A 13,966-nucleotide genomic window follows, 5' to 3' on the forward strand; every position below is an offset into this window, starting at 1 on the left:
ACATCGAACCCTCCGAACACGACGACGGCCTGCACAACCCCAACGGGGTCGTACAGGCCGTGGTCACGCGGGCCCCGAATTGACCAACAGCGTCCAGATGGGATCCGGGGCGCCCGGCAGGGTGTCGTGACGTGGGCGGTCTGCTGCGGCGGCTGCGATATGAAGAGTCACCGCTGCGGGTGGCAGTGCGCTTGGCTCCGACGGCGCTTGGGGAGTGATGGCGTGCACACAGCCGGCCACCACTCCTGGGAGATCCTCCGACATGCATCGCCGAGCCGCCGCTCTCGCCCTCGTCATCGCCGCAGCTTTCCTGTCGGCCGCCCCGGCGGAAGCCAGGGGCGCCCACACCCCGCCCGCCCCGGATCGCGCGCCGGGAGATGTCTGCTTCTACTCCGAGCCCGGCTACCACGGGGCCAGCTGGTGTTACCGCCCGTACGGCTACATCGACGTACCTGAGCAGGTGCACAGGAAGGCCGCCTCCTTCGAGTCGAACGCCGACGTCACCGTCTACGCCATCCACTGGGTCAGGCCCGGTGAGTGCCTGTACCGGACGATCTGGACGGGGGACCGGAGCACCGGCTGGGAATGGCGGGACAGACTGGACGCGGTGCAGAGCGTCCGGCCCGCCGACTGCCAGCCCGGCTGACCGTGCGGCCCTGAAGCAGGCTCGACGCGGCACCCAAGTAAGCCTGCGTCCCCTGAAGCGGGCCTGACGCACGTCCGGTGCGGCGGGCGCCGGGAGGGCTAATGCCCCGCGCCCGCCGCCCCGGCGCGCGTCGCGTCCGCTCCCCAGCTGGCGAGCAGTCGCAGCCCCTGGGCCGACGCCGAGCCCGGCTCCGCGTGGTACGTCACCAGGGACTGGTCGTGGTCGTCGGGCAGCCGCAGCGTCTCGTACGACAGGGTCAGCTCACCCACCAGCGGGTGGCGCATGCGCTTGACGCCGTGGCCCTTCTCCCGCACGTCGTGCGTGGCCCACAGGCTCCGGAACTCCTCGCTCTTCACGGAGAGTTCGCCGACCAGGGCCGAGAGCAGCGGGTCGTTCGGGAAGCAGCCCGCCTCCATCCGCAGGAAGCTCACCATGTCCGACGCCTTCTGCTCCCAGTCCACGAACAGCTCGCGCGCCTCGGGGTGCAGGAAGCAGATGCGCGCCCAGTTCCGCTCCTCGGGCGGCAGAGCGGCCCAGTCGCCGAAGAGGGCTGCGGCCATGCGGTTCCAGCCGAGGACGTCCGAGCGGCGGCCCACCACGTAGGCGGGAACGCCGTCCATCGCGTCGATGAGGTGGTGCAGCGCGGGGCGCATGTGCTGGGGGCGGGCGGGGCGCTTCTTCTTGTGCTGCTTGGGCTTGGCCAGATGGGTGAGGTGGGAGTGCTCGGCGTCCGTGAGGCGCAGCGCGCGGGCGATCGCGTCGAGGACCTCGCCCGAGACATTGCGGCCGTTGCCCTGCTCAAGACGGGTGTAGTACGCGACGGACACGCCCGCGAGCTGCGCGAGCTCCTCGCGGCGCAGCCCCGGCACCCGGCGGTGACGCCCGAAGTTCGGCAGGCCGACGTCCTCCGGCTGCAGCCGGGCCCTGCGGGTGCGCAGGAACTCGCTGAGCTCGGCGCGGCCGTCGAGGGGCTCGGGGGCGGGGAAGGGCGGGGTCGGCTGGTCGTCCATGCCTTCCAGTATCCGGGGTCGTACGCGCAGGAGACTGTCCCCGCCAGTAGTAGGACCACTGGACGTAGGCAAGACGGTGACCTGGGCAGATGTCACGGCGGCTGGCAGCGTTGACGGCATGACCGCACAGACCAGCACCACGACCGTTTCCGCATACGCCGCACCGTCCGCCAAGGCCCCCCTGGAGCGGACCACCATCGCGCGCCGCCCGGTGGGCGCGTCCGACGTACTGATCGACATCAAGTACGCCGGCATCTGTCACTCGGACATCCACCAGGCGCGCGACGGCTGGGGCGAGGGCATCTTCCCGATGGTTCCGGGCCACGAGATCGCCGGTGTCGTCACCGAGGTCGGCCCCTCCGTCACCAAGTTCGCCGTCGGCGACCGGGTCGGGGTCGGCTGCATGGTCGACTCCTGCCGCGAGTGCGTGAACTGCGAGGCCGGCCTTGAGCAGTACTGCCTCAAGGGGAACGTCGGCACGTACAACGCCCTCGACAAGAACGGCGAGCCCACCTACGGCGGATACTCCACGCACATCGTCGTGGACGAGGCCTTCACCGTCCGCATCCCCGACGGCCTCTCCCTGGACGTCGCCGCACCGCTCCTGTGCGCGGGCATCACCACGTACTCCCCGCTCGCCCACTGGAACGCGGGCCCCGGCAAGAAGGTCGCCGTCGTCGGTCTCGGCGGTCTCGGCCACATGGCCGTCAAGATCGCGCACGCGATGGGCGCCGAGGTCACGGTGCTCTCGCAGACCCTGCGCAAGAAGGACGACGGCCTGAAGCTGGGCGCCGACCACTACTACGCGACCAGCGACGAGGCGACCTTCGAGGAGCTCACCGCCTCCTTCGACCTGATCCTCTCGACCGTCTCCGCGCCGCTTCCGCTGGACAGGTACCTGAGCCTGCTGCGGACGGACGGCGCCATGGTGAACGTCGGCGCGCCCGAGGAGCCGGTCTCGCTCAACCTCTTCTCCGTCATCGCGGGCCGCAAGACCCTCGCGGGCTCCGGCATCGGCGGCATCCAGGAGACCCAGGAAATGCTGGACTTCTGCGCCGAGCACGGCCTGGGTTCGGAGATCGAGCTGATCGACGCCGGTCAGATCAACGAGGCGTACGAGCGGGTCCTGGCCAGCGACGTGCGCTACCGCTTCGTGATCGACGCGTCCACGATCTGAGGCATGCGGCAGAGGGGCCGATGACGGCACCACCTCCATCGAGCGGATCCGGTATAGGCACCGGGTCCGCTCGGCGGCGTTTTTCCGGCTCGGTGAACCGCCCGGCCGTCACGTACACCCGCATGGGCGTGGACAGCTCTGCCAGGCTCGCTTCCAGCGCGGTCAGGACCCCCGTGGATGTCACCGCCGGATTCTGCCGTACGCCCCCGCCGTACGCCTCCGCCGTACGCCCCGCCGCTCGCCCCCGCCCGCACCTGACGGGCTCCTCGTCCGCTCAGTCGAATCGCAGGATGCGTGGGGCGAAAGTGCCCTCGGGGCCGGCGGCGCGGCCGACCGACCACACCGTTGCCGTGCCTGGCACCGGTGCCAGGCCCAGCGCCGAGGAGTCGCCCTCCCCGGCCACCGCCGGTTCGCTGTACTCGGTGAACGACTGGCCGTTCCAGGCGAGGAAATCCGGCCCGGGGACGAACGGCGGATAGCTGCCCGGCGGGCCCCACTTCAGCGAGCGGGCCACCGACACCCAGACCGGCGTGCCGGACGGGCCGGGCGCCAGTGAGGTGATCGAGCCGAAGTCGGTGGGCACGGTCACCCGGTTCCACGCCTGCCCGTCCCAGCGGACGAGCAGCGGCGGAATGGGCTTGCCCACCGGGCCGCCGACGAATCCGGCCGTGCCACCCGCCCACACCTCCGTCGGCGAGAGGGCCAGCACGCTGCTCACGGCCGACCGCGGGAATCCGTTCACGATCGTCTGCTGCCACGCCTGCCCGTTCCAGTGCGACACGGCCGCACCCGAGCCGGTGGCGCCGGCGGCCCAGACGTTGTCGGCCGCCAGGATGTGCAGCCCGTACACGGATCCCGGCGGCACCGGCATGTCCCGCCAGCCGCCCCCGTCCCGGCGCAGCAGTACCTGCGCACCGTCCCGCCAACCGATCAGCCAGGTCTCACCGCCCCCGGCGACGACTTTGCTCAGTACGACGCCGCGCGGCGGCCGGCTCTCGTGCCAGCCGGCGCCGTTGAAGCGGAGCAGGTGGGCGCCGTCCGCCGAGTCGCGGCCGACAGCCCAGACCGCGGTGGGTGAGGTCGCGGCGACGGACAGCAGTTCTCCCTGCCAGCCGATGCCGGGCAGTTTCTGGCGCTGCCACGCGGTTCCGTTCCAGCGCAGCACCAGCGGGAAGCCCGGCGCTTCGCGGCCGACGGCGTCGGCACCCACCGCCCACGCCCGGTCGGGGCTCAGCGCCACGGCCTCGTTCAGCCCGGCCTGCGGGCGTACCTGTGCCGGTACCGGTACGTGTTGCCAGGACGACCAGGTTGCCGCCGCGGCCGAGCTCATGACGGCGATGAAGGTCATGGCGATCGCGAGGGCCGCGACGAGAAGTCTGCGTGCCATGGGTCAGCCTCCCAGCCGTTCGCTCATCAGGTTCGGTTTCGAGCCGTAGATCTCGACGGTTCCGAAGGACAGCAGTGCGGACCCGGCCTTCGCCAGTGCCCGCGGTGTGACGTCGATGGCGTTCGTGCGCCCGGGGCCGTAGGAGAAGGTGGTGCGCACTCCGTCCACCCGGGCGTACTTCGACTGGAACGCGCGGTCGCTGCGCATCGGCAGCCACAGCGCGCCGTCCGGGCCGCGCACCATGGCGTCGGTGTACGTGTTGCCCAGCGGTGGGTGAGTGGTGCGCCAGGCCTGCCCGTCGAAGGTCATCAGATACGTGCGGTTCACGCCGTCGGTGTACTGGCTGCCGCCGATGGTGACGCGGCCGGACGGCTCGGGCAGGATCGTGTGCACGTTGCTGTTCGGCGGCAGCGTCACCTTCGCGTCGCGCCACGCCGTGCCGTCCCAGCGCAGGACGGTGGGCCCGGTGTCGGTGTCCGCCCAGGCCCAGGCGTCGGTGGCGGTACCCGCGGTGATTCCCATCAGGAACAGCACACCGTCCGGGGTGGGCTGTGCGGTCCAGCCGGAACCGTCGTAGTGCAGCACCTTCAGCCCGGTGTCGTCCTCACCGACCACCCACGCGGCACCGGGTACCGCGGTGAAGTCCTGGTAGGTCCACAGGGTCTGCGGCAGCGGGACGGCGCTCCACCCGCCCGCCGACCGGCGCAGGATCTCCCCCGCCCCCTCGCGGTAGTGGAAGATCCACACCTCGTCGCCGACGAACTGCACCTTGCCGAGCCGGCCCGGCTCACCGGCGCCGGGGAAGGTGGTGTCCCGGCTCCACGCCTTGCCGTCCCACCGGTACAGCATCGGCCGCTGTCCGTCGGTGGCCTGCTCGGACCCGGTCGCCCACGCCTCGCCTGGCCCGCGGGCGGCGAGATCGGAGACGCTCACCTGCGGGGCCGCCGACGGCACAGGCAGGGCCGACCAGCTCCGCATCACCGCCGCGGCCGGCGACACCGCTGCGGCGGGCGACACCGCTGCGGCGCAGGCGATCACAAGGCAGACAACAACCGCACGGAGACCGTTCACGAGACCCCCTGGAGCTCGAAGGTCGCACAGGCTACTGGCGTTCACGCGCCCGTGAACAGACAACATCCGGCCGATCATGTACACGCCAGCGGACGTCAGGAGCGGTCAGGAAAGGGCGGTCAGGAAAGGGCGGTCGGTTTACGGGGTGGCGGGACAGAGCCGAGCAGTTCCCACAAGGGGCGTGAACCGGATGCCCACACTCCGAGGGTGTGCCGGTCGACCACGTGCAGGCGTTGCTGCTCGGCGAAGGTCACGGCCGGGGCTGTCGCCCGGCCGTTTGTCACGATCACCGCGACATCGGCACCGTGGACCTGGCGGGCGGTGCCGTTGAGGACCTGGAGGTCCGGTGTGCCCACCGCGGATCCCGCGAGGCCGTTGCGCCGGTGCTTGCACTGGATCACCCAGCGCCGCCCGTAGGGGTCGGTGGCCTTCACATCGGCGCCCAGGTCCCCCCGGCCACCCACCCGAACCGCGTCGCGGCAGCCGTCGCGGAACATCAGGTCCCGCACTGCTTCCTCGAACCGGGAGTGGTGCAGGGCGTCCAGTGCGGCCAGTTCGTGCCGCAGGCCCCGCGCACGTACCGCTTCCCACTCCGCCCGTCGGCGCTGCTCGTGGAACCAGCCGGCCCCGGCCAGGGCCGCGAGTACGCCGATGAGCGCCAGGACCCACCAGTGGGCCAGCAGCCAGTTGACGACGGCCACCACCAGGCAGACGGCCAGGACCCCGGTCACGAGGACACCGGTCAGCTGATCGTCGCGACGCTTCCGAGGCCTGCGCGGCCTGCGCGCACGGGGACTCACTGGCACCGCAACCGGAGCAGGACGCCGACCACGGGCAGCGCGGCCACATTGAGGGTCAGCACCATCCAGATTTCTCCCCCGCACACACGGAAACCGGTCGTCGCCACCAGAAGACGGCCCTGTCCGCCCCCACCCCCTTGTGTAGCCCGGCCGCCGTGGAGGTGGGGGCGGATTGCCGACGAATGGCACAAACCGATCGGGTCTGGCCGAATACCCCTGACGCAGGCCGCCGACGTACGGGGCAGGCCGCCGACGTACGGGGCAGGCCGGGTCCGTGTGTCAGTGGCGGGTCGCGACCAGCATCCGGCAGCGCGGGCTGCCGTCCGGCCGTCGGCCGAGTTCGTCCAGTGCGTACAGCTCGACGGCGAAGCCCGCGGCGGACAGTTCGGCCGTGACGTCGCCGAGCCGGAAGCCGCGGTAGTACATGACGAACGGGGGCCGCCAGAGCGCGTTGCGCACCCGCATCACGGTGTCGAAGCCGAGCATCGCGAGGTGGCCGAGCGAGCCGGGCCTGGCCGGGGCGGGCAGCGGGAAGGCGAACCGGCCGCCGGGGCGCAGGACTTCGTGGACCTGCGCGAAGAGCTCGGGGCGCTGGGAGGGCAGGAAATGCCCGAAGGCGCCGAAGCTCACCACCAGGTCGAAGACCGGGCCGAAGGGCAGCGCGAGCGCGTCGCCGCGTACCCAGTGGGCAGGCACGGAAGCCGGCGGACGCCGGCGGGCCACGTCGAGCATCCCGGTGCTGACGTCCACCCCGGTCACCTGCTCGCGGCACACCTCCTGAAGCACCTCCGCCCCCGCGCCGGTGCCGCAGCACAGGTCGAGTCCGGTGTCGAAGGGTCCGAGACGGCGCAGGACCCGCGTCACGGGTGCGAGGACCGCGTCGGGGGTGCGGAAGGGAGTGTGGTCGAAGGTGGGCGCGAGCAGGTCGTAGCCGTGCTCGACGGAGGACAGTGCCTGGACGGCGAGTTCTCTGAGGGTGGGGCCCTGGGGTGCGAACATCGCGCCCAGCATAGGCCGCGGAGTCGCCTGGTACCGGGGATCCCGACATCTGTGGTACATTCCCCTCAGCACTTGTGTACGCCCCTTCTGTGGCGCCGGTGCCCGGCGATCTTGCCGCTTCTCCTTCCAGAGCACCGTTTCTCACTCCAGAGCATCGCTTCTCTGCTCCCTCGCGGGGGTTCTCTCCCCTGCGGCCTTCCCACCCGGATGTTGCGCAGCCCCCTGTGAACTGTGGTCCCTTCTGCGGACCGCGGTCCCTCCTGTGAGCTGCTGCGCCGTCCCGGGCCTCGAAAGGATCCGGTCCCTGATGACCACCACACTCGAAATCCCCCCTGACATCTCGTCCGCAACCACCACCACCGCACCCGCCGCCCCGGCGGTCCGGGCCGCGGGCATCCTCGATCTCGCCGGAGGAGGCCACGGCTTCCTCCGCGGGAAGAACCTCGAACCCACGCCGCACGACGTGCAGGTTCCCGCCTCCCTCATCCGCCGGCTCGGCCTGCGCAAGGGCGACTTCGTGACCGGCGCCTGCGGCAAGCCGCGCACGCTCGCCGAGGCCGACCTCGTGAACGGCAACCCGGCGCACGCGATGCGCCACCGGCCCCACTTCCGCGACCTCACCCCGCTGCACCCGCGCGAGCGGCTGCACTTGGAGAGCGCGGCGGGCGGCCTCGGTCCGCGCGTCGTCGACCTGGTCGCCCCCGTCGGCAAGGGCCAGCGCGGCCTGATCGTCGCGCCGCCGAAGACCGGCAAGACCGTACTGCTCCAGCAGCTCGCCGCGTCGGTCGCTGCCAACCACCCCGAGGCCCACCTCATGGTGGTGCTCCTGGACGAACGGCCCGAGGAGGTCACCGACATGCGCCGCACCGTGCGGGGCGAGGTGTACGCCTCCACGTTCGACCAGCCCGCGAAGGCGCACATCGCGCTCGCCGAACTGGCCGTGGAGCGCGCCAAGCGCCTGGTCGAGGAGGGCCGCGACGTCGTAATCCTGCTCGACTCCCTGACCCGGCTGTGCCGGGCGCACAACAACGCCGCCTCGTCCGGCGGCCGCACGCTCAGCGGCGGCGTCGACGCGTCCGCGCTGCAGGAGCCGAAGCGGCTGTTCGGTGCGGCCCGGCTCACCGAGGAGGCGGGCTCCCTGACGATCCTGGCGACCGCCCTGGTCGACACGGGTTCACGCGCCGACGACTACTACTTCGAGGAGCTGAAGGGCACCGGCAACATGGAGCTGCGGCTCGACCGCACGCTCGCGGACCGGCGTGTCTTCCCCGCCGTCGACATCGCCCCTTCCGGCACCCGCCGAGAGGAACTCCTCCTGCCCGCAGCCGAGTTGGCCGTCCTGCGGGGCCTGCGCCGGGCCCTTCAGTCGCGCGAAGGGCAGGCCACCCTGGAAGCCGTCCTGGCCAAACTGCGGCACACCCCCGACAACGCCTCCTTCCTGCGCCAGGTCCACGCCACGATCCCCGCCTCCTGAACCGCGCCCCGCAGGCCGGTCACTGCAGCGGCAGCGCCACCCCGCGGTCACCGGGCGGCCGGGGCCCCAGGATCCGGCGCTCCTGCGCACGGATCCGCACGTCGTTGATGCTTGCCTCGCGCCGCCGCATCAGCCCGTCGGCGTCGAACTCCCAGAGCTCGTTCCCGTACGACCGCCAGTGCCCGCCGTCCCGGTCCCGCCACTCGTACTGGAAGCGGACGGCGATCCTGTCCTCCCCGTACGACCACAACTCCTTGCGCAGCGCGTAGTCGAGCTCCCTTCGCCACTTGTCGGCGAGGAAGCGCCGGATCTCGTCCCGGCCGGTCACGAAGGTGTCGCGGTTGCGCCACACGGAGTCCTCCGTGTAGGCGAGGGCGACCCGTTCGGGGTCGCGGGTGTTCCAGGCGTCTTCGGCGGCCTGCGTCTTGGCCAGTGCGTCCGCCTCGGTGAACGGCGGTACGGGCGGCCTGACTTGACGGTTCGTGCTCTTCATTTCACGACACCTCGGATTCTCGATGACGGCAGCGAAGTCGGTACGTGCTGTGTGCCTTCAGCCTGCCGCCCACGGCCTCTCGTCCGCCATGTCCATCCAGCCACGGACCCCACACATATGGACATGGTGTGCCGTTAGCCTGGTGGGATGAAAACGCCCCGTACTGTCGTCGTCCTCGCCTACGAGGGCGTACGGCTGCTTGACGTGACGGCCCCGCTGGAGGTGTTCAGCACGGCGGCGGCCCTCGGTGCCCGCTACCGGGTGGCGCTGCTGTCCCCGGAGGGCGGCCCTGTCACCACCTCGTCCGGCACCCGGCTGCTCACGGACCCGGCCGCCGGTTTCGACGGCCGCATCCACACGCTGATCGTGCCCGGCTCCCCCGGCCTGCCGCACCAGCCGGCGCCGGCCGGACTGCTCGACGCCGTCCGCACCCTGCACTCCGCGTCCTGGCGCACCGCGTCCGTCTGCACCGGGGCCTTCGCGCTCGCCGAGGCGGGCCTCCTGGAGGGCCGGCGCGCCGCCACGCACTGGCGGTACGCGGCGACGCTGGCACGCCGGCACCCCGGCGTCGACGTGGACGGCGACGCGATCTTCGTACGCGACGGCCGGGTTTATACGTCGGCGGGCGTGAGCGCCGGAATCGACCTCGCCCTGGCCCTGGTCGAGGCCGACGAGGGCCCGGATCTCGCCCGGGAAGCCGCCCGTGACCTGGTGGTCTTCCTCCAACGGCCGGGCGGGCAGTCGCAGTTCTCCGTCGCCTCCCGTACGCCCGCCCCGCGCCACGAAGCGCTCGGCGCGCTGCTGCGGTCGGTCGTCACCGATCCCGCCGCGGACCACTCGCTGCCCGCGCTGGCCCGGCGCGCCAGAGTCAGCGCCCGCCACCTCACGCGGCTGTTCCACGACCAGGTCGGCAGCACTCCGGCCGCGTACGTGGAGTCCGTACGCCTGGAAACCGCACAGTCCCTGCTCGACGCCGGGGAATCCGTCACCGCGGCGGCCCGCCGCAGCGGCCTCGGCAGCGACGAGACGCTGCGCCGTGCCTTTCTCCGCCGCTTCGGCATCACTCCCTCCGCCTACCGGGCCCGGTTCCGCACCACCACGCCGGCCAATTGACCAAGCCTTTTTGCGGGAATGCACCGCGACAGGTGCCCGGCGAGAATGACCGCCATGCGTATCACCGTGTGCACCAAGCGTGATCTGCCGGGCTGCGTGGCGCTCAACCACCTGCTGCCCGGACTGGCCGCGCACCGGGTTCAGGTGCTGATGTCCGAGGTGGACCGGGCGGGCGAGCACCAGGTGCCCGAGCTGGCACGGCTGAAGCGCTTTGAACGGGACGTGCCCAACCGGGCACTGTTCGAGAGGCTCGACGCCCTGGAGGCACCGCCCGGCCCACTGCTGAGTTTCGGCCACCTCGCCCGCCGGTACGGGCTGACGTGCCGCTCGGTACGGGAGATCAACAAGGGGGACGGGCTGCGGCTGCTGCGCGGGTTCGGGCCGGACCTGATCATCTCCGTACGGTTCAGCCTGATCTTCCGGGACGAGGTGCTGAGCCTGCCCCGGCTCGGCATCCTCAACGTCCACCCCGGCGAACTCCCCCGCTACGCCGGCCTCTTCTCGCCGTTCTGGAGCCTGCTGGAGGGACGGGAGTCGATCGGCTGCACCGTGCACTGGATCGACCGGGGCATCGACACCGGGCCGGTCATCGGCTTCGGCCGGCTGCCCGTCGACCCCGGGCGCTCACTGGTCTGGCACGTCGCCCACACCTATCCGCAGGGTGTCGCCGCGCTGCTGGACGTCCTGCCCGGGGTGCTCGCCGGGCGCACCGTGCCGGGCCTGCGCCAGGACGGGCGGCAGCGCCGCTACCGGTCGCTGCCCGGTGGGCAGGACTTCGCCGCTTTCCGGGAGCGCGGCCTGCACCTGGTCGCCCCGGGCGACCACCGGGAACTGCTCGGGCCTTTCACCAGCGCCCCGGCTCCCCTGGTGGACGGGCGGGGACGCGGTGCTACGGCGGAGAGCGTGGCACTCGCACAGGTGCGGCGCTGATGTGTGCCGGCCGTCGCCGGTGGTGTGCCGGCCACCGCCGGTGCCGTCTCAGCCGCCACGGGCGGTGTGTCAGCCGCCGCCGGTGACCGTGACGCTGCCCAGCAGTGGGCCGTAGGCAGTCGGTCCGCCCTGCACCGCCCATGCGAGGGTCGGCCGTCCCCGGTGCCGCGGGTCCGCGGTCTGCACCGTCAGCCGGAAGGGGAGCTCCTCCTGCGGCGCACCGTCCGCGTACGCGCCGACGCCGGCCAGCGCCGCCCAGTCCGTCCCCGCGCGCAGGGAGCCCGGCCGGGTCACCGTGAACACCCGGCCGTCCGGGGTGCGCAGTACGGCACGGCCCTGCGGAGCGGTGCCGTGGCCCCTCCCGTACAGGCTCGCCTCGCACGTGCCCACCGGGCCGCTGCCGGTCACCGTGACCCGAACGGCGTCTTCCTGGTCCTGCGCGTCCGGCGGGACCCCCGTGTCGGGGTCGCTGACCGCGTACGCGGGCCGCTTCAGCACCTGCCCGGCCCTCGCTCCGGTCAGCTCCCCGTCGCGCAGCGCGAAGACCCCGGCGAGGAGGACGGCGTGCACCCCTTCGGCGTACTGCCTGGGCTGCTCGTAGGTGGCGCGGTCCCGGACGGCGGCGGGATCGAACAGTACGAGGTCGGCGACCATCCCCGGCGCGACCAGGCCGCGGTCGGTCATGCCGAGCACGGAGGCGGGCAGGCCGGTCATCCGGCGCACCGCCTGCGGCAGGGTCAGCAGATGGCGGTCCCGGACGTAGCGGGCCAGCACCCGGGGCTGGGTGCCGTAATTGCGGGGGTGGGTGTGCTCGTCGAGGCAGGCTCCGCCGTCGGAGGCGACGGCGACGAACGGCCGGCGCAGGATCCGCTCCAGGTCCGCCTCGTGACCGAAGTCGTAGACCGCCATCGCCTGGGGGTCCTGCTCCAGCAGTGTCATCACGGCGTCCGCCAGTCCGGTCGCCCGTTCGGCGCAGTACTGGCCGAGGGTCAGCCCGCAGCTCTCCAGGTGCACGCTGCGGGCGTCGGCCACCCGGGCGTACAGCACCTGCTCGATCCCGGCCGCCACCTGCGGTCGCAGCCGCGGGTCGGTGAACCGTTCCACCATGGCCGTGTCGCCCCCCGAGCGGAATTCCGGCGGTACCAGCACGCTCAGGCCGGTGCGGCTGGAGAGGTACGGGTACACCTCGCCGGCGGCGCGCAGCCCCCGGGCGCGGGCGTCGGCGACCGCCTGCAGTGTGGCGACGGTGGCGCCCCAGTTGGCCGGACCCATCGCCTTCATGTGGGCGATCACCCCGACCAGCCCGGCCCGCTCGGCGATCTCCAGGCTCTCGACGGTGGCCGCCAGCACGGCCGAGCCCTCGTTGCGGATGTGGTTGCTGAAGGGCGCCCGCCAGGGCGCGGCGGCGGACACCACCGCGACCACTTCCTCCGTCGTCCCGTACGCGCTGGGCGGGTAGTAGAGACCGGCCGAGACTCCCCAGGCGCCCTCCGTCATCGCCCGTAGCACCAACTCCCGCATGCGGTGCACGGCTTGGGCGTCCGGGCGCTCGTCGGCCGACCCCGCGCCGGCCGCCCAGACCGCGCCGAGTCCCACGTACGCCCCGATATTGACGGCGATGCCCGGCGGCCGGTCTGCGAAGGCCAGGGTGCTGGTGATGTCCGGGGTCTCCATGGTGTCCACCCAGGGCGCGCCCCGGGTGCCGAAACCGTCCGGGTTGAGGATCTCCGTGGTGACCCCCTGGCGCAGTGAGCTCTCGGCGTCGCACAGTGCCAACGGGTCGGCGTGGCTGTGGAGTTCGATGAAGCCGGGGGCCAGCACCAGCCCGTCGGCGGCCAGCCGGTCGCGCGCATCGCAGGACCCGGCTGCCGGGCCGAGGGCGACCACGTGGCCGTCGCGGATGCCGACGTCGGCGACGAATCCTTCGCGTCCTGTGCCGTCGACCACGGTCGCCCCGGTGATCAGTACGTCCAGTGGGGCGGGCGTTCGGGCGGGCTCCGGGTCCACAGGGACACTCTCCGTCGTTTGCTCGGGGGCGGCCCTCGAAGCTAGCCACCCGCTCCCCCGCCGTGCGGCCGACGCGCAGGCCCTCACCCGTTCAGGGCATCCCTGCGGTGTGTCCGGCAGTCGCGCCCCGCCCGCCGCTGGATACTCGGGCGCCCGCACCTCCTGCGAGGTGGAGTGCGAAGTGGAGACGGAGCCGCCCATGCCCGAGCAGAGCCGACTGCTCCAGCGCAAGATCGACATCTGTTTCGGGTACGCGGACCAGAACCGGGACGGAGTCGTCGACTCCGGCGATGTCCTCACGCTGGCCGCCCGCATGATCGCCGCGGTCGGCGAGCCCTTCGACTCACCGAAGTCCGTCGCAGTGCTGCGTGCCGGCGGCGAGTGGTGGCAGGCCCTGCGCGCCGGGCTCGACGCCGACCACGACGGCCGTATCGACGCGGCCGAGTTCCGCAGCGGCATGCTCCGGCCGGCCGCCGCCCGGCACGAAGGCCACGGCCCGGCGGTCCAGGCCGCCTGCGCACCGATCTGGGCGCTGTGCGACCGGGACGGCGACGGGCTGGTCTCAGCAGCGGAGTTCAGCCGCTTCCAACATGCCCTCGGGGTGTCACCGGAAGCCCAGCAGACCGCCTTCGACAGGCTCGACCTGGACGGCGACGGCCACCTGTCCGTCGAGGAACTCGCCTGCGCCCTCAGGGAGTTCCTGACCAGTACCGACCCCGAAGCCCCGGGCAACTGGCTCTTCGGCGACGCCTTCCAGACGGCCGTCACCTGACACACGGCCCTGCACTGACACACTGCCCTGCACGGGCGGGGGCGCCGGCTGGTGGAGGGGGCCCCCCACGGGGGGGGCGGGGGGTAA

13 protein-coding genes are annotated in these 13,966 nt (G+C 72.2%); 6 read left to right on the forward strand and 7 right to left on the reverse strand.

Going from position 1 to position 13,966, the window contains the following annotated elements; translation table 11 throughout:
* The first annotated feature begins 262 nt into the window (after nt 1–262).
* Complete coding sequence (locus AB0D18_RS23235; RefSeq protein WP_362421639.1) at nt 263–646, forward strand: hypothetical protein; 384 nt, start codon at nt 263–265, stop codon at nt 644–646.
* Nucleotides 647–744: 98 nt separating this feature from the next.
* Here AB0D18_RS23235 and AB0D18_RS23240 read toward each other — a convergent pair whose 3' ends face one another.
* Nucleotides 745–1,656, reverse strand: coding sequence for a helix-turn-helix transcriptional regulator (locus tag AB0D18_RS23240; RefSeq protein ID WP_362421642.1), 912 nt, complete (start codon nt 1,654–1,656; stop codon nt 745–747).
* 118 nt (nt 1,657–1,774) lie between these two features.
* Between AB0D18_RS23240 and AB0D18_RS23245 the strand changes: the two genes are divergently transcribed.
* On the forward strand, nt 1,775–2,833 hold the full coding sequence (locus tag AB0D18_RS23245) for an NAD(P)-dependent alcohol dehydrogenase (protein WP_362421645.1): 1,059 nt from the start codon (nt 1,775–1,777) through the stop codon (nt 2,831–2,833).
* A gap of 274 nt (nt 2,834–3,107) precedes the next feature.
* Here AB0D18_RS23245 and AB0D18_RS23250 read toward each other — a convergent pair whose 3' ends face one another.
* The 4 genes from AB0D18_RS23250 to AB0D18_RS23265 all read right to left on the reverse strand — a co-directional run bounded on the left by AB0D18_RS23250 (nt 3,108) and on the right by AB0D18_RS23265 (nt 7,090).
* Nucleotides 3,108–4,220 (reverse strand): hypothetical protein, encoded by a 1,113-nt coding sequence (locus tag AB0D18_RS23250; protein WP_362421647.1) that lies wholly within the window; start codon nt 4,218–4,220, stop codon nt 3,108–3,110.
* Nucleotides 4,221–4,223: 3 nt separating this feature from the next.
* Nucleotides 4,224–5,291, reverse strand: coding sequence for a hypothetical protein (locus AB0D18_RS23255; RefSeq protein WP_362421650.1), 1,068 nt, complete (start codon nt 5,289–5,291; stop codon nt 4,224–4,226).
* A 119-nt stretch (nt 5,292–5,410) separates the two neighbouring features.
* Nucleotides 5,411–6,022 (reverse strand): restriction endonuclease, encoded by a 612-nt coding sequence (locus AB0D18_RS23260; protein WP_362421653.1) that lies wholly within the window; start codon nt 6,020–6,022, stop codon nt 5,411–5,413.
* A gap of 348 nt (nt 6,023–6,370) precedes the next feature.
* The gene (locus AB0D18_RS23265) at nt 6,371–7,090 is read right to left on the reverse strand and encodes a class I SAM-dependent methyltransferase (protein ID WP_362421656.1); all 720 of its coding nucleotides are present in this window, start codon (nt 7,088–7,090) and stop codon (nt 6,371–6,373) included.
* 307 nt (nt 7,091–7,397) lie between these two features.
* Between AB0D18_RS23265 and rho the strand changes: the two genes are divergently transcribed.
* Complete coding sequence (gene rho / locus AB0D18_RS23270) at nt 7,398–8,564, forward strand: transcription termination factor Rho (protein ID WP_362421659.1); 1,167 nt, start codon at nt 7,398–7,400, stop codon at nt 8,562–8,564.
* Nucleotides 8,565–8,583: 19 nt separating this feature from the next.
* Here rho and AB0D18_RS23275 read toward each other — a convergent pair whose 3' ends face one another.
* The gene (locus AB0D18_RS23275) at nt 8,584–9,057 is read right to left on the reverse strand and encodes a nuclear transport factor 2 family protein (protein WP_362421661.1); all 474 of its coding nucleotides are present in this window, start codon (nt 9,055–9,057) and stop codon (nt 8,584–8,586) included.
* 147 nt (nt 9,058–9,204) lie between these two features.
* Between AB0D18_RS23275 and AB0D18_RS23280 the strand changes: the two genes are divergently transcribed.
* Together AB0D18_RS23280 and AB0D18_RS23285 are read left to right on the forward strand one after the other, a co-directional pair.
* Nucleotides 9,205–10,170, forward strand: coding sequence for a DJ-1/PfpI family protein (locus AB0D18_RS23280; RefSeq protein ID WP_362421664.1), 966 nt, complete (start codon nt 9,205–9,207; stop codon nt 10,168–10,170).
* A 54-nt stretch (nt 10,171–10,224) separates the two neighbouring features.
* The gene (locus AB0D18_RS23285; RefSeq protein ID WP_362421667.1) at nt 10,225–11,100 is read left to right on the forward strand and encodes a formyl transferase; all 876 of its coding nucleotides are present in this window, start codon (nt 10,225–10,227) and stop codon (nt 11,098–11,100) included.
* Between the two features lie 69 nt (nt 11,101–11,169).
* Here AB0D18_RS23285 and AB0D18_RS23290 read toward each other — a convergent pair whose 3' ends face one another.
* Nucleotides 11,170–13,107 carry an amidohydrolase family protein gene (locus tag AB0D18_RS23290; protein WP_362421669.1) on the reverse strand — a complete coding sequence of 646 codons (1,938 nt, stop codon included), beginning with the start codon at nt 13,105–13,107 and terminating at the stop codon, nt 11,170–11,172.
* A gap of 199 nt (nt 13,108–13,306) precedes the next feature.
* On the opposite strand from AB0D18_RS23290, the gene AB0D18_RS23295 reads away from it, so the two are divergent.
* Nucleotides 13,307–13,879: a calcium-binding protein gene (locus AB0D18_RS23295; RefSeq protein ID WP_362421671.1), complete on the forward strand. Its 573-nt coding sequence runs from the start codon at nt 13,307–13,309 to the stop codon at nt 13,877–13,879.
* Nucleotides 13,880–13,966 lie beyond the last annotated feature (87 nt).

The organism is Streptomyces sp. NPDC048442, assembly GCF_040651475.1.
Taxonomy (GTDB): Bacteria; Actinomycetota; Actinomycetes; order Streptomycetales; family Streptomycetaceae; genus Streptomyces.

Excerpts from the sequence above, each read along its gene's own strand:
- AB0D18_RS23285 (WP_362421667.1), top strand. The coding sequence starts at position 10,225 with ATGCGTATCACCGTGTGCACCAAGCGTGATCTGCCGGGCTGCGTGGCG.
- AB0D18_RS23235 (WP_362421639.1), top strand. The coding sequence starts at position 263 with ATGCATCGCCGAGCCGCCGCTCTCGCCCTCGTCATCGCCGCAGCTTTC.
- AB0D18_RS23245 (WP_362421645.1), top strand. The coding sequence starts at position 1,775 with ATGACCGCACAGACCAGCACCACGACCGTTTCCGCATACGCCGCACCG.
- AB0D18_RS23280 (WP_362421664.1), top strand. The coding sequence starts at position 9,205 with ATGAAAACGCCCCGTACTGTCGTCGTCCTCGCCTACGAGGGCGTACGG.
- AB0D18_RS23295 (WP_362421671.1), top strand. The coding sequence starts at position 13,307 with ATGCCCGAGCAGAGCCGACTGCTCCAGCGCAAGATCGACATCTGTTTC.
- AB0D18_RS23250 (WP_362421647.1), bottom strand. The coding sequence starts at position 4,220 with ATGGCACGCAGACTTCTCGTCGCGGCCCTCGCGATCGCCATGACCTTC.
- AB0D18_RS23240 (WP_362421642.1), bottom strand. The coding sequence starts at position 1,656 with ATGGACGACCAGCCGACCCCGCCCTTCCCCGCCCCCGAGCCCCTCGAC.
- AB0D18_RS23265 (WP_362421656.1), bottom strand. The coding sequence starts at position 7,090 with ATGTTCGCACCCCAGGGCCCCACCCTCAGAGAACTCGCCGTCCAGGCA.
- AB0D18_RS23275 (WP_362421661.1), bottom strand. The coding sequence starts at position 9,057 with ATGAAGAGCACGAACCGTCAAGTCAGGCCGCCCGTACCGCCGTTCACC.
- rho (WP_362421659.1), top strand. The coding sequence starts at position 7,398 with ATGACCACCACACTCGAAATCCCCCCTGACATCTCGTCCGCAACCACC.